This is a genomic window from Tunturibacter empetritectus (assembly GCF_040358985.1).
GTDB classification, from domain to species: domain Bacteria; phylum Acidobacteriota; class Terriglobia; order Terriglobales; family Acidobacteriaceae; genus Edaphobacter; species Edaphobacter empetritectus.
Window position 1 is genome coordinate 3868292 of the sequence record NZ_CP132932.1, and the last position, 14849, is coordinate 3883140.

The window sequence follows — 14849 nt, forward strand, 5'->3', positions numbered from 1 at the left end:
GACTTTTGTTTGGTGTCCCCGATGGGATTCGAACCCATGTTATCGCCGTGAAAGGGCGGTGTCCTGGGCCGGGCTAGACGACGGGGACTTGACCAGGCAGAAGGCGTACCCAGCACCCTCACCACCTCTAACGCTAACAAGCAGCCCATGCTCTGTCAAAAACTGGCGCGCCTTACTCCCACACGGCATACTGGTAACGATGCCCACGCAACTCCACACGATCCAACCGAGTGCCGCGCCATCGACTCCCCGCAGCTTCAAATATCTTGACGCCCTCACCACCGCCTTCGTGGTCATCCTGCTCGTCTCGAACCTTATCGCCCAAAAGGTCTGTCTCCTCGGGCCAGTCGCGATCGGTCGCTGGTCCATTGGCCCCTTCGCCGTCAGTGGAGCCGTTCTCCTCTTTCCCATCACCTATATCTTTGGGGACGTCTTCACCGAGGTCTACGGCTTTGCCGCCTCCCGCCGAGCCATCTGGCTGGGTTTCTTCGGCACCGCCCTCCTCTACTTCATCGGAGCCATCGTCATCGCGCTGCCCTCCGCCCCAGGCTGGCATAACCAGCAGGCCTTCTCCACCGTCTTCGGCTTCATCCCGCGCATTCTGGCCGCCAGCCTCATCGCCTTCTGGGCCGGCGAGTTCGCCAACTCCTACACCATGGCGCGTCTCAAGCTCTTCACCAACGGACGCAAACTCTGGACCCGCACCATCGGCTCCACCATCGTCGGCCAGGCCGTCGACACGGTTCTCGTCATCACGCTCACCTTCGGCGGAATCTATCCCGCCCGCATCCTCGTCAACATAATTCTTACCGGCTACGCCCTCAAGGTCGGATACGAGGTCCTCGCTACCCCGATCACGTATCTTGTCATAAACTGGCTCAAACGAGCCGAACACGCCGATGCGTTCGATCGTCATCAAAGCTTCAACCCCTTTTCCTTTGCGGAAAAGAGCAGTTTGGACGCCTGACACCCTCCCCAGGAGCAGATTGGGCTACTCAAAAACTCTTTCGGTGCATATTCCGAACCCTTCTCGGGAATGCTGTCATCTAAAATGGAAATCCTGAGTCGTAACCAGTAAGACGTTGATCCGCAGAATCTTGCGTCGTAATTCTTCCTGCCCACCGCTTATTGCAACTCGTTTGGTGGCTTGTCTTCGAAGTCGTCGCTTGTGAAGGAGAAGTTCTGTGCCCTTGATTTTGAATACCCCTCGCGTCCTCCCAGTGCTTGTCTGTGCGGCCGCATGCCTGGTCGCAGGTTGCAAGTCCGCCCCGCCGCCCCAGCCGCCTCCCCAGGCCATGCCCGTGAAGGTAGCACCCGTATCGTTGTCGCCTGTGCCTACCGCCGACACCTACGTCGCCACCATCAAGAGCCGCCGCTCCTCCACCATGCAGCCGCAGGTCGACGGCAATCTGGTCAAGATCTTCGTAAAGTCTGGACAGGCCGTGAAGGCTGGTCAGGTGCTCATGCGCGTCGATCCTCTCAAGCAGATGGCCGCCGTCCAGTCGCAGCAGGGAACTCAGGCGCAGAAGAAGGCCCTCTACGACTACAACAAGATCGAAGTTGAGCGGCAGCGCAAGCTCTTCGAGGCGGGAGTCGTCTCGCGTGACGCCTACGATCAGGCCAATCAGGCCTATGAAAACTCCAAGGCCGACTTCGAGTCCAACCAGGCGCTCACCGACACCCAGAAGCAGCAACTCGCCTACTACGACATCCGCGCCCCCTTCAACGGCATCGTCGGCGACATCCCCGTTCACCTCGGTGATTACGTCTCCCCCACCACCGTACTCACCACGGTCGATGAGAACGCCGACCTCGAGGCGTACATTTATATCCCCACCGAGCGCGCCGGCAGCATTCGCAACGGACTGCCGGTAGAGATCCTCGACACAGCAGGCAACGTCCTCGTCAAGACGAAGGTCGACTTCATCTCCCCTCAGGTCGACAACGGCTTGCAAAGCATCCTCGCCAAGGCAAGTGTCCCGCGAACCGCGGACATCCTTCGCAACCAGCAGTTGGTCAAGGCCCGCATCATCTGGAGCACCGCGCCTGCGCCTACAGTCCCGGTCCTCGCCGTAAGTCTCGTCGGCGGCCAGACCTTCGTCTACGTCGCAACGCCGAAAGGGGACGGATACATCGCCCATCAGGTCCCCGTCACCGTAGGCGAAACCGTCGGAAACACCTATCCCGTTCTTGGTGGTCTCAAGACGGGAGAAAAAGTAATCACCTCCGGCCTGCAGTTTTTGCAGGAAGGTGCGCCGGTCAAGCCGCTCGGCTAAGCAACTGCTTCCCCTCTGTCTGCGGAGTCCCATCCAAGGCTCCGCACAGTTCACGCATCACCCCGGGGCCAGCCGCTCCGGTTAGAGGTCAGCCTTGTTTGTAGATTTTTTCATTCGCCGTCCAATCTTCGCCACGGTCTGTGCGCTCCTCATCGTGCTCGCGGGCGCGGTCTGCATTCCGAGCCTGCCCATCTCGCTCTATCCGGACCTCGCGCCGCCCCAGGTCGTCGTCACCAGCAACTACATCGGCGCCAACTCCAAGGACGTCGAGTCCGCCGTCACCATCATCCTCGAGCAGGCCATCAACGGCGTCGAGGGCATGCGTTACATAAGCTCCACCAGCTCGAACGACGGCACCTCCGCCATCACCGTCACCTTCAACACCGGCTACAACCTTGACATCGCCGCTGTCGACGTGCAGAACCGCGTCGCTACCGTGCAGGGGCGTCTCCCCGCCGTCGTCAACAACACCGGCATCAGCATCACCAAGGCAAGCTCGAACTTCATCTTCGCCGCAGGCTTCATCTCGCCCGACCACTCGCTCTCCCCGGCCTTCATCTCCAACTACCTCGATGTCTACGTCTCGGATGCGCTTAAGCGCGTCCCCGGCGTCGGTGCCGTCATCATCTTCGGCGAGCGCAAGTACGCCATGCGCCTCTGGCTTGATCCCAACCGGCTCGCCGCCCGCGGTCTCACCGCACTCGATGTCACCAATGCCCTCGCAGGGCAGAACGTGGAAGTCCCCGCCGGACAACTTGGGCAGCCTCCTGCCGATCCCAAGCAGGTCTTCCAGATGGCGGTTCGAGTCATCGGCCGCTTCGACGACCCGAAACAGTTTGAAAACATCGTCATCAAAAATAATCCCACCGCCGGCGGCGTTGTTCTGTTCAAAGATATCGGCCGCGCGGAGCTAGGCGCCGAAACCTACAGCACAGCCCTCAAATACTCCGGCGGAGATGCCATCGGCGTCGGCGTCCAGCAGCTCTCCAACGCCAACGCCCTCGACGTCGATAAGAAGTGCCGCGCTGTCCTCGCAGAGCTCCAGAAAAACTTCCCCCCCGGCATGAAGGGCATCATCGCTGTCGACACCACCCTGGTCATCGGCGAATCGGTCAACGAGGTCGTCACCACCATCGGCGAAGCGATCGTCATCGTCATCATCGTCATCTTCCTCTTCCTGCAGGACTGGCGTGCCACCATCATCCCCGCCGTCACCATCCCGGTCTCGCTCATCGGCACCTTCGCCTTCATCAAGGTCTTCGGCTTCAGCATCAACTCGCTTACCCTTTTCGGCATCACTCTCGCCACAGGCCTGGTCGTCGACGACGCCATCGTCGTCATCGAAAACGTGCAGCGTCACCTCTCCGGCCACTCCGTCATACCCGAGCGTCACGAGCTCAGCGAACCTGACCCATACGCTCCCGACACTCTCGGCCAGGAGAAGACCGGATCGGGCATGGCCCAGACCTCCTCCGATCCCCACAAGGCCACCAGCATCGCCATGGCCGAGGTCACCAGCGCCGTCATCGCCACCTCGCTCGTCCTTATCTCCGTCTTCATCCCGGTCAGCTTCTTTCCCGGCACAACCGGCATTCTCTATAAACAGTTCTCGCTTACCATCGCTTTCTCCATCGCGATCTCAGCCTTCAACGCCCTCACCCTCTCGCCGGCCCTCGCCGCCATCCTCCTGCGTCCAGAACAAAAAAAGACCGGCATCATGGGCCTTCTCCTCAACCCCATCGAAGCCGTCATCCAGTGGGTCATCCGCACCTACGCGAAGGTCGTCACCTTCGTCGTCCGCATTCGCTACGTCATGCTTCTGTTCTTCGTTGGCGCCCTCGCGGCCACGGCGTTCATGTACAACTACGTTCCCACTGCCTTCATTCCGCAGGAAGATCAGTCCTACTTCCTCATCATCGTGCAGACGCCCCCGGGAGCCTCGCTCAGCTATACCGGCGAGTTCGCCGACCGCGTAGCTGATCTCGTACGCAAGAACGACGGCGTCTTCGGCACCTTCTCCGTCATGGGTTTCTCGCTCGCCGGCGGCAGCTCGCCAAACTCTGGCCTCATCTTCGCACCGCTTAAGCCCATCAACGACCGCACCAAGATGGGACCCAAGTTTACCGCCCACAATATCGTCCTCGACGTAGGACCCAAGCTCTTCGGCGTCCCCGGCGGTATCGCCTTCGCCGCAGAGCCTCCCGCCGTCGCAGGTCTCGGCACCGTCGGTGGATTCCAGTTCATCCTGCAGGATGGCGGTCGCAACACCTTCGACGACATCTCACGTGTCGCCCACACCCTCGTTGCGCAGGGCAGTGCCCCCGGCTCCGGTCTCATCGCCATGAACACCCAGTTCACCTCGAACGACCCCCAGCTTCAGGTAGTCATCGACCGCCAGAAGGCCGAGACCATCGGCGTCCCCTTTGCCCAGATCACCGCCGCCCTCGGCACCTTCATGGGCTCCAGCTACATCAACGACTTCAACTTCAATAACCGCTCCTACCGCGTCTACGTTCAGGCCGACGAGCAGTTCCGCCGCAACGCGCAGGACCTGCGCCAGTACTACGTTCGCTCCAATACCAACCAGATGATCCCGCTCGACAACCTGGCCACCGTCACCCAGATCTCGGGCCCACAGGTCATCAACCACTACAACCTCTTCCGCTCCGCAGAGATCGACGGCTCGCCCGCCCCCGGAACCAGCTCCGGTCAAGGCAACGACGCCATGGTCAAGCTCTTCCAGAAGAACAAACTTCAGGGCATGACCTACTCCTGGACCGGCCTCGCCCTCGAAGAAGTCGAGTCCGCCGGCAAGGCCATCATCATCTTTGGCCTTGGCCTGCTGGTCGTCTACCTCACCCTCTCGGCCCAGTACGAGTCCTTCGCCCTGCCGTTCATCATCCTTCTCGCCGTCCCCATGGCCATCCTCGGCGCGCTCTCGCTCGTCTCTCTCCGCGGCCTGGTCGACGACGTCTACGTCCAGATCGGTCTCGTCATGCTCATCGGGCTCTCAGCCAAAAACTCGATTCTCATCGTAGAGTTCGCCGAGCAACTCCTGGCGCAGGGCCGCTCGATCGTCGACGCCGCCATCGAGGCCGCAGAGCTTCGCCTCCGCCCCATCCTGATGACCTCCATCGCCTTCATCCTCGGCGTCCTTCCGCTCTACTTCGCCTCCGGCGCCGGAGCCTACGGCCGTCACTCGGTCGGAACTGCCATCGTCGGCGGCATGATCCTCTCCACCATCCTCAACCTCTTCTTTATCCCGGTCCTCTATGTCATCCTGAAGACTTTCCTCGGCAAGTTCTCAGGCAAGAAAACCGCAGCCCCAGGCAGGGAACTGCCAGCACAACCCAGCCACTGAGATCACCGTGAATCTTCCCGTTGGTCGCACAGCCCTTGAGAGCGACCAGCGGGAGCACCAAGCAAAGCGGTATACGCGTCACGATGTGACCGCTGCCCGCGCAGGGCGCCCGTCCGGCAGGACACAAGCTATCATGCTGCATGGCAAAACAAAGCATCGCAGCTCACAAAAGCTGGCTCCCCGACGCCAACCACCCCACCACCGACTTCCCCCTCACCCATCTCCCCTACGGCGCCTTTTCGATAGAAGACCAGCAACATCTCTGCGTCGCCATAGGCACTCACCTCATCGACCTCCACGCTAGCTCCACCTCCGGCCTCCTCCCCCCCACCCTCACCGAAGCCTGCCAGTCCCCCACCCTCAACCTCCTCATGTCCCAGGGCCCTCGATCCTGGGCTCTCCTCCGCAAAACCCTCACCACCCTCCTCCATGCCAGCGCAAAGCCCGAGCACAAAGAAAAAGCCGAAGCCGCGCTCCACTCCATCGCCGGATCGACCTTCCAAAAACCCGTCCACATCCCCAACTACACCGACTTCTACGCCTCCATCCACCACGCCACCCGCGTCGGCCAGCTCTTCCGTCCCGACCAGCCCCTCCTCCCCAACTACAAGTACATCCCCATCGGCTACCACGGCCGAGCCTCCTCCATCCTGGTCAGCGGCGAACCCATCGTCCGGCCCATCGGCCAAACCCGCCCGTCCGCCGAAGATCTCCAACCTAACTTTCTTCCCACCAACAAACTAGACTACGAACTCGAACTAGCGCTTTACATCGGCCAGCCCAGCGCGCAAGGCGTCCCCGTCCCCATCTCCAGCGCCGCCGACCACCTCTTCGGCATCAGCCTCCTCAACGACTGGTCCGCCCGCGACATCCAGTCCTGGGAGTACCAGCCCCTCGGCCCATTCCTCGCAAAAAACTTCGCCACCACCATCTCCTCCTGGGTCACCCCCATAGCCGCTCTCGAGACCTTCCGGGTTCCCGCTGTCCCTCGCCCTGCCACCCACCCGAAGCCTCTCCCTTACCTCCACGCCGTCGCCGACCAAAAATACGGGAATCTGAATGTATTACTTGAAGTATCTATCCTGACTAAAAGAATGAAAGCCAATAAGCTCCAACCATTCCTACTCAGCGAATCCAACCCACGAGATCTCTACTGGACCCCAGCGCAGCTCATCGCCCACCACACCAGCAACGGCTGCAACCTACAGGTAGGCGACATCCTCGCCACCGGCACCATCTCCGGCCCAGCCGAAGACTCCGCCGGCTGCCTCCTAGAGCTCGCCCGCAACGGAGCCCAACCCTTCCTCCTCCCCACCGGCGAGACCCGCACCTTCCTCGAGGACGGCGACGAGATCATCCTCCGAGGCTCCTGCAAATCCCCCGGTCATCCCCGCATCGGCCTAGGCGAGTGCCGCGCCACCATCCACCCCGCCCACACCGGAGCCTGACCCGCCCTAGCCAACCCCCTCCCGCTTGAACTATCCTCATCCTGCACCGCGGGCCACCACGCTCGCCTAACCGGAGACCCACTCATGGCAACACACGCCCCAACCAAGCCCCAGACAACCTCCCAGACAACAACCGAATCTACCCCCGACTTCCTCCCCCTCAAGGGCACCGACCACGTCGAATTCTACGTCGGCAACGCCCGCCAGGCCGCCTACTTCTACCGCGCAGCCTTCGGCATGTCCCTCGTCGCCTACGCAGGCCCCGAGACCGGCCAACGCGACCGCGCCAGCTACGTCCTCCAGCAGGGCAAAGTCCGCTTCGTCCTCACCACCGCCCTCCGCACCGACTCCGACATCGCCCGCCACGTCGACAAGCACGGCGACGGAGTCCACGCCATCGCCCTCTGGGTCGACGACGCCCGCCAGTCCTGGCTCGAGACCACCAGCCGCGGAGCCCGCAGCATCCAGGAACCCACCGAGTTCAAAGACGACCATGGCCGCGTCGTCACTGCCAGCATCGCTGCCTATGGCGACACCGTCCACACCTTCGTCGAGCGCACTCACTACACCGGAGCCTTCTTCCCCGGCTATCAAGCCGTCCCTCACGACCCCATCGCCCGCCCCGTAGGCCTCCTCCACATCGACCACATCGTCGGCAACGTCGGCTGGAACTCCATGAACCAGTGGGTCGACTTCTATCGCGACGTCATGGGCTTCGGCCTCTACCAGCACTTCGACGACAACGACATCTCCACCGAGTACTCCGCCCTCATGTCCAAGGTCATGGCCAACGGCAACGGCTACGTCAAGTTCCCCATCAACGAGCCAGCCGAAGGCCGCCGCAAGTCCCAGATCGAGGAATACCTCGACTTCTACCAGGGTCCTGGCGTCCAGCACATGGCCCTCGCGACCAATGACATCCTCAGCACCGTAGCCGCCATGAAGCAGCAGGGTGTCGACTTTCTCACCGTCCCCCACTCCTACTACACCGAGCTGCAAACCCGCATCGGCAAGATCGACGAGCCCATCGAAGATCTCGAAAAACTAGGCATCCTCGTCGATCGCGACAACGAGGGCTACATGCTCCAGATCTTCACCAAGCCCGTCGAAGACCGCCCCACCGTCTTCTACGAGATCATCCAGCGCAAGGGCAGCCGAAGCTTCGGTAAAGGCAACTTCAAAGCTCTCTTTGAAGCTATCGAGAGAGAACAGGAACTGCGCGGCAACCTCTAAATACTCTGTCCTGCCGGACGGGCTCCCTACGCAGGAGGCGGTCACTTCGTGACACGTATACCTTTCCTTGCCAAATCCAGCAATACAAGTCCTCCCGTTGGTCGGAATCAACATCTCCTCCGACCAACGGGAGGGCCAACCGAAGGGGTATACCCACCACGAAGTGGTCGCCCCACGCGTAGTGGGCCCGTCCGGGAGGACAAATCTCTTTATGTATAAATATCCGTTACAAATGCATAATCATTAGCATTGACGCGCCTTTCGCGCTCATCCATGCTTACAACATGAGCACGCAGCCAATCGAAATCACCACCCCATCCATCCTGGCCACGATCCCTTCCACCGCCGCGACCTTTCTGATGTGCCCCCCCAAGCTCTACGACGTCAACTACGTCATCAACCCCTGGATGGCTGGCAACGTCCACGCCTCCTCGCGCACCCGCGCAGCCGAGCAGTGGCAGCGCCTCTATGAAGCCGTCAGCACCATCGCCAACGTCCAACTCGTCGAACCCCAGCCCGGCTCACCCGACATGGTCTTCACCGCCAACGCCGGCCTCGAGCGCAACGGTACCGTAGCCATCAGCAGCTTCTTCCATCCCGAGCGCCAGGGCGAAGAGCCGCACTTCCGTCGCTGGTTCGAGCAGGCCGGTTACAAGGTCATCGGCACCCCACGCGCCACGCCCTTCGAAGGCGAAGGTGACGCCCTCTTCTCCACAGACGGCACCCGTCTCTTCGTAGGCTACGGCCCCCGCACCGTCCCCTCCAGCCATCAAGCGCTCCGCAAGATCTGGGACATCGAGGTCACCTCTCTCCACCTCACCGACCCACGCTTCTACCACCTCGACACCTGCTTCGCGCCTCTCGAAGGTGGCTACGTCATGTACTTTCCGGAGGCCTTCGATCGAGCCTCCCTTGACAAGATCGAAGCCTTCTACCCACTCGAAAAAAGAATCATCGTCGCCGAGTCGGATGCCGTCTGCTTCGCCTGCAACGCCATCAACGTCGATCGCACCATCATCCTGAACAACATCAGCAGCGATCTCCGCCGCCAACTCGAATCTCGCGGCTTCGACGTCATAGAAGTCACGCTCACCGAGTTCCTCAAAGCCGGCGGCGCCGCCAAATGCCTCGTCATGAAGTTGAGTCAGGTCCTGCCGGACGGGCGCCCTGCGCGGACGGCGGTCACTTCGTGACGCGTATACCGGTCTCGTCGGGATCAACTTTCTAGGTCCTCCCGCTGGTCGGCACGAGCTTCAGCTTGCAACCAGCGGGAGCACCCCGCGAAGCGATTACACGCCACGAAGTGGTTCAAACCGCAGATGAACCTCGCCCGCGGATGAAAACTTCACATCCGCAACAGAACCCGGATCGCCCGAAGTCACCCCAGTCCAACTTCCCGTCGTCACCCACTGTCCGGCCTTCAACCCACCAGTCCTCGCAGCGCCCTCGTTCGCCAACCAAGGCAGCAGACGCATCAAGTCCCCCGAAGTATTCGACCCCGTCCGCTCCACCCTCACCGCTCCATCTACTGCGATCACCACATGCTCGGCCTTGAAGTCGATCTTCTCCCAGTCAGCCACCGCTACCCCATACACAAACCCGCCATGCATCTGCAGATCGCCCAGCATGGACATCCGCGCCGCCTTCAACGGATCGCGCAGTCCACTCTCAATTACCTCGATCGCCGGATGGCAACTCGCAATCGCAGCCACCACCTCCTCGCGGGAGTACGGCGTTGCCCTCTGCGGCAGATCCTCGCCAATCAAAAAAGCAATCTCCGACTCCAGTCCGCGATACCTCCGCACCTCGCCGACTAGCGCGCCATCCCGCGCCATCCACGCCAGCGGCATCGGCGCAAACAACGGTTCGGCCTCCGCACTCGGAGCCCCGATCTTCCACCCACCAATCTCCCCGTAGGCCTCTGCGATACGATCCTGCAGCGCATAAGCCTCAATCATATCCTTCGGCTGCAAAGCCTCCGGCAGATCCTCGATCGGCACGCCCGTTCTGCGCGCATCCAGCAGCAGATCCGCAGCCTCAATCAGTTGGCTTTCTCTCTCCCCAGTCATCATGTCGTCCAGTGTCTCTCAACCAGCCCGCTTCTGTCTCGCCGCACCCGAGTTGACGCATCTACGCAGATGCCAAAGCATTTTGCATTTGTCTTTCTTGTTGTCATCCCCGAAGGAGATCTGCGGTTGTCTTGGTTTCTGCTGTTGCCATTGCCTTCTATTCCGCAAAAAAAGCGGATTGTTCGAGATCTCCACCCAAACGCTCACTTCGCCTTATCCTTCCCCAAACTCAACAGATTCGCAAACAGCCGATACGCCCCCGGCACTCCCTCCGGCAGCTCACGGTACAGCGCCAGCGCCACATACACATAAGCGCCCTTGCCCGTCTTCGCCACCAGCAGCCCACCCTTCTGTGCATCCTGATCCGGATCATGCGTCTCCAGCGGAGCGACATACTGCGAATCCCACGTCTCCATAAATCCGTGCCCGCGCTCCTCCACCCACCCATCGAAGTCCCGCTCCGTAATCCTGTTCGGCCAGCTCAACACGGGACTCTCCGGCACCAGCAACCGCACCGGAGCCCTCTCATCCACCACCTTCTCCGCGTCACCCAGTGAAAACGAGTACGGACCATAGTCAAAGTTCCCCAGGTTGTACTGAACAATCACTACGCCGCCGTTCTTCGCATACTGAAGCAGCTGCCCATTCGCCGCAGCCAGCCCAGGATGCGCCGCATAGGCCCTCACCCCCAGCACCACCACGTCATACCCACTCAACTTCCCACCGGCAACATCACTCATCGTCAGCGTCGTCGCATGCACACCAAGATTCTCAAGCGAAGCCTGCACCTCATCTCCTGTCCCAGGCAGATATCCAACCTTCAATCCCGGAGCGATCTTCACATCCGCTCCACGCGCCCGATACGTCGCCGGACGATAAAGATTCGCCGGCAACAAACCCGCATATCCAACCGTCTTGTACCCCTCGCGATATTCCTTTCCCGCACAACTCGCAACCGCCGTCATCGTGTAAGCCGTCTCCGCCATCTTCCCCGGCGTTACCACAAACGGCACATCCACCGAATCCCCATCCTTCCCCAGCGAAAACTCCGCCGTCTCCGGCGACGCCGTCCATCCAGCAGGCAACTCCAGCTTCACCGTCCCCGTCGCCACACCCTTCACATTGCTCTTCACCTTCGCGGTCACCATCAGCGTCTTCTCCGTCAGCGGCACCACACCCGCCGAAGGCGACACCGCAACCGAGATCGCCGGAGCCACCACCAGCGGCTCGTACACCGTCCCCAACCCCGTCACCCGATGCAGCGTCTGCACCTCCTGTCCCAGCTTCACCTCCACGCCGTCGTAGTCCACCGTCACCCACGCCGTCAGAGCAGGCAAGGGAAGCGAAGCATTCCGCATCGCAGGATCCGCCACATCGTAATAAGCCTGTTCAATCCCTGGACGAGTAAACGGAGGCCGCGTCACCTTCGCATCCTCAGGCAGCTTCACCTGAAACAAATCTTCGTAAGCCTCTCCGCTAACAATCGTCTTCTCACCAGCCTTCGTGCCCGAGGCAGCCTTCGCGCTCGAGTCTTCATAATTAGCTCCCGCGCTCGACTCCAGCCCCGCACCCTTCACCGCTACCGGCACCTTGCTTCCATTCACCACCAGCGTCTTCACCGCAAAGCTTTGCCCTGGCACCGCCGTCACAAACGTCTCCGCGCCATCGCTGAACCGCGCAAACGGACCCGTCTCCGCCTTCCCCGCAACCTGCGCCCGCAGACTAATCCCAAGCGCCTGCACAATCGCATCGTTGAACTGCATCCGCTTCACCCGCAGCTCATGCAGCAGATCGTACTTCTCCCGATAAGTCAGCCCACTGGCCTCTACCTTCGCAATCAACTCATCGGTCGCCTTCAACCCATCGCGCAAAAACGGAGCAGTCTTCTCCGGCGCAGCAATCTTATAAACCCCCACCGCCTGCCCCACCAACCCATCGATCTTCGCCAGATCCTGCTTCAAAAAAGTACTCTCGCCAGGAGCCAGCGCACTCATCCCCACCAGCGTTACATCCACGCCGTCAAAAAATCCCTTCTCCTCCTCCCCAGTCTTCACCCCAGCAGGCAATCGAGCCCCATACCGGTGATACCCCACATCGAACCTCCCCGCCGCTGGCACACCCATCCCGCCATTCTGCGTCTTCTGCAGCCCCAGCCCCATCCGCGCAAACTGCAAATAAGTCATCCCCAGCACCGGGCTATAGTCTCCCTCTGCCACTGTCACATTCGCCTTCGGAGACTCCGTCGTCCACTCCTTCGTCACATAGTTATAGAACCGCGCCGGAGCATACTTTCCCGTCGCATAGTCATACATCCCCTTCGACGTCACCGAAAAAAACGGCACCCTCCCATAAACCTTCAGCGGACTCCACGGCATCAACCCCGCCGCAACCTGATCCGAAAACACCTTCGGATCCCCCGCCGCATCGAACACCTCCTGCGCCATCTCACCCGACACCTGGTGCTGCCCATGCCCATCCGTGATCCCACCAATAAACACCGCCGTCACCACCAGAGGCCGATACAGTCTCACCGCACGCACCGCATCATACAGCACGCGATCGTGCCCCCAGTTCTCCAGCGCCTCCTCCTTCGTCTTCGAGAACCCGAAGTCCACCTGCGTCCCCCACATCTGGTCGATCCCCATATAACGCCCAGCCGCCAGCAGCTCCTGCGTCCGCACCAACCCCAGCGCGTCGTCAAAGTCCGCCGACATCAGATTCTGCCCACCCTCACCCCGAGTCAGCGTCAGCATCGCCACATGCGCGCCCTGCCCCCGCGCCTCATACGTCAGCATCCCGCCATCCTCATCGTCCGGATGCGCCACAATCATCATCAGACTCGCCCGCGTCCGCAGCTTCACCAGGCTCTGCCACAGCGCAGCCGACCCCTCATTGGCCGCAATCTTCTGCACCCCAATCGCCGACCGTACCTGCTCCGCGGCCAAATTCGCCTTATCCAGCCGCGCCGCATCCCGCAGCTCCTGGCAGCTCAAAACCCCGCCCGCCACCACTAGCCCCATCACCGAAACCGCAGCCAGACCCGCGACAACCCGTTTAGAAGTCATTACTTTCTAATCTCTCACACCCACCCGCCCCAAATCACGCCAGAAACCCACCATCCACCGCCCAGCCCCACCCGTACAGGTAACAGCAACTGTAACCACCAGCCCCAAGCCGAGTCCTACCTAATAGCAGTAACCTGTAATAAGAGGGAACCAACGCAATGTTGCTCCGCAAATCGCCCAGCTTCGAAGCCACCATCCGATCCTCCGAGATCACCCCGCAGCACGTCTTCGAGCAACACCACCAGACCCGCCGCCGCTTCCTCACCTCCGCCGCCACCCTCGGCGCCGCAGCCCTCGCCGCCCGCACCCTCCCCTCCCTCATCAATCCGCCCACCACCGTCCACGCAGCCGAGCAGCTAAAAACCATCCCCAGCAAGTACACCCTCGACGACCCGCAGACTCCCCTCGCCAAGGCCTCCAGCTACAACAATTTTTACGAGTACGGCACCGACAAGTCGGACCCCTCCCACGAAGCCTACCGCCTGCAAACCCGCCCTTGGCCCATCCAGATCACCGGCATGGTCAAAAAGCCCCAGACCATCAACATCGACGACCTCCTCCACTATCGTCCGCTCGAGTCCCGCGTCTACCGCTTCCGCTGCGTCGAAGCCTGGTCCATGATCATTCCCTGGGACGGCTACTCCCTCTCCGAGTTCATCAACTTCTGCGAGCCCCTCCCCAGTGCAAAGTACGTTCAGTTCTTCTCCTACAACAACAAAAAAGTCATGCCCGACGAGCCCTCCGGCTACGACTGGCCCTATCGCGAAGGACTCCGCATGGACGAGGCCATGAACCCCCTCACCCTGCTCACCTTCGGCTGCTACGGCCAAGTCCTGCCCAACCAGAACGGCGCTCCCGTCCGCGTCATCGTCCCCTGGAAGTACGGCTACAAATCCGCCAAGGCCATCGTCCGCTTCCACTTCACCGACAAAGAGCCTGCGACTACCTGGAACGTAGCCGACGGCCGCGAGTACGGCTTCTATTCCAATGTCAATCCAAACTACGACAACGCCCGCTGGTCTCAGGCCCACGAGCGCCGTCTCGATACCAGCCTCCTCCCCCGCAACATCCCCACGCAGATGTTCAACGGCTACGGCGACCAGGTAGCCAGCCTCTACGCCGGCATGGATCTCAAAAAATTCTACTAAAAACTCCCCGCATTTTTTGGCAGTTGCCTCTCTTGTTGTCATCCCCGCAGGGGACTGCGGTTGTCCTCGTCCGCAACGAGCAATCCATCAACGTCGAAATTTAGCTCAAGTAAAAATCCATTGGCCTCTCTAAATCGTTCTTAAGACGCTGCACTACTTTGCTTCAACCTCTTCCGGCCCCGTTCTCTCGATCAGCCCTCTGAGCCACTCATCACAAGTGCTCGGAGGGCTCAGCGTTTAAGGCGTTGC

9 protein-coding genes and 1 tRNA gene are annotated in these 14849 nt (G+C 60.9%); 7 read left to right on the forward strand and 3 right to left on the reverse strand.

Annotated features, from left to right (window positions below; all coding sequences use genetic code 11):
* Positions 1 to 10: 10 nt before the first annotated feature.
* Positions 11 to 88: transfer RNA gene (locus tag RBB75_RS16135), tRNA-Glu, on the reverse strand.
* 111 nt (positions 89 to 199) lie between these two features.
* On the opposite strand from RBB75_RS16135, the gene RBB75_RS16140 reads away from it, so the two are divergent.
* The 6 genes from RBB75_RS16140 (at position 200) to RBB75_RS16165 (ending at position 9511) form a co-directional block, all read left to right on the forward strand.
* The gene (locus RBB75_RS16140; protein ID WP_353068655.1) at positions 200 to 967 is read left to right on the forward strand and encodes a queuosine precursor transporter; all 768 of its coding nucleotides are present in this window, start codon (positions 200 to 202) and stop codon (positions 965 to 967) included.
* A gap of 217 nt (positions 968 to 1184) precedes the next feature.
* Positions 1185 to 2276, forward strand: a complete 1092-nt coding sequence (locus RBB75_RS16145; RefSeq protein WP_353068656.1) for an efflux RND transporter periplasmic adaptor subunit — start codon at positions 1185 to 1187, stop codon at positions 2274 to 2276.
* Between the two features lie 94 nt (positions 2277 to 2370).
* A complete protein-coding gene (locus tag RBB75_RS16150; protein WP_353068657.1) occupies positions 2371 to 5637 on the forward strand; it encodes an efflux RND transporter permease subunit in 3267 nt (1088 codons plus the stop codon).
* 140 nt (positions 5638 to 5777) lie between these two features.
* On the forward strand, positions 5778 to 7085 hold the full coding sequence (gene fahA / locus RBB75_RS16155) for a fumarylacetoacetase (protein ID WP_353068658.1): 1308 nt from the start codon (positions 5778 to 5780) through the stop codon (positions 7083 to 7085).
* 84 nt (positions 7086 to 7169) lie between these two features.
* Complete coding sequence (hppD, locus tag RBB75_RS16160; RefSeq protein ID WP_353068659.1) at positions 7170 to 8318, forward strand: 4-hydroxyphenylpyruvate dioxygenase; 1149 nt, start codon at positions 7170 to 7172, stop codon at positions 8316 to 8318.
* Positions 8319 to 8602: 284 nt separating this feature from the next.
* Positions 8603 to 9511, forward strand: coding sequence for a dimethylarginine dimethylaminohydrolase family protein (locus RBB75_RS16165; protein ID WP_353068660.1), 909 nt, complete (start codon positions 8603 to 8605; stop codon positions 9509 to 9511).
* 96 nt (positions 9512 to 9607) lie between these two features.
* On the opposite strand, the gene RBB75_RS16170 is transcribed toward RBB75_RS16165, so the two are convergent.
* Together RBB75_RS16170 and RBB75_RS16175 are read right to left on the reverse strand one after the other, a co-directional pair.
* Complete coding sequence (locus tag RBB75_RS16170) at positions 9608 to 10390, reverse strand: 2-keto-4-pentenoate hydratase (RefSeq protein ID WP_353068661.1); 783 nt, start codon at positions 10388 to 10390, stop codon at positions 9608 to 9610.
* A gap of 200 nt (positions 10391 to 10590) precedes the next feature.
* Positions 10591 to 13452 carry a PIG-L family deacetylase gene (locus tag RBB75_RS16175; RefSeq protein WP_353068662.1) on the reverse strand — a complete coding sequence of 954 codons (2862 nt, stop codon included), beginning with the start codon at positions 13450 to 13452 and terminating at the stop codon, positions 10591 to 10593.
* Between the two features lie 158 nt (positions 13453 to 13610).
* Between RBB75_RS16175 and msrP the strand changes: the two genes are divergently transcribed.
* Positions 13611 to 14600 carry a protein-methionine-sulfoxide reductase catalytic subunit MsrP gene (gene msrP / locus RBB75_RS16180; protein WP_353068663.1) on the forward strand — a complete coding sequence of 330 codons (990 nt, stop codon included), beginning with the start codon at positions 13611 to 13613 and terminating at the stop codon, positions 14598 to 14600.
* Positions 14601 to 14849 lie beyond the last annotated feature (249 nt).

Bases quoted from the DNA above. Each gene is read 5' to 3' on its own strand.
- msrP (WP_353068663.1), top strand. From the start codon at position 13,611: ATGTTGCTCCGCAAATCGCCCAGCTTCGAAGCCACCATCCGATCCTCC.
- RBB75_RS16175 (WP_353068662.1), bottom strand. From the start codon at position 13,452: ATGACTTCTAAACGGGTTGTCGCGGGTCTGGCTGCGGTTTCGGTGATG.
- fahA (WP_353068658.1), top strand. From the start codon at position 5,778: ATGGCAAAACAAAGCATCGCAGCTCACAAAAGCTGGCTCCCCGACGCC.
- RBB75_RS16170 (WP_353068661.1), bottom strand. From the start codon at position 10,390: ATGATGACTGGGGAGAGAGAAAGCCAACTGATTGAGGCTGCGGATCTG.
- hppD (WP_353068659.1), top strand. From the start codon at position 7,170: ATGGCAACACACGCCCCAACCAAGCCCCAGACAACCTCCCAGACAACA.
- RBB75_RS16140 (WP_353068655.1), top strand. From the start codon at position 200: ATGCCCACGCAACTCCACACGATCCAACCGAGTGCCGCGCCATCGACT.
- RBB75_RS16165 (WP_353068660.1), top strand. From the start codon at position 8,603: ATGAGCACGCAGCCAATCGAAATCACCACCCCATCCATCCTGGCCACG.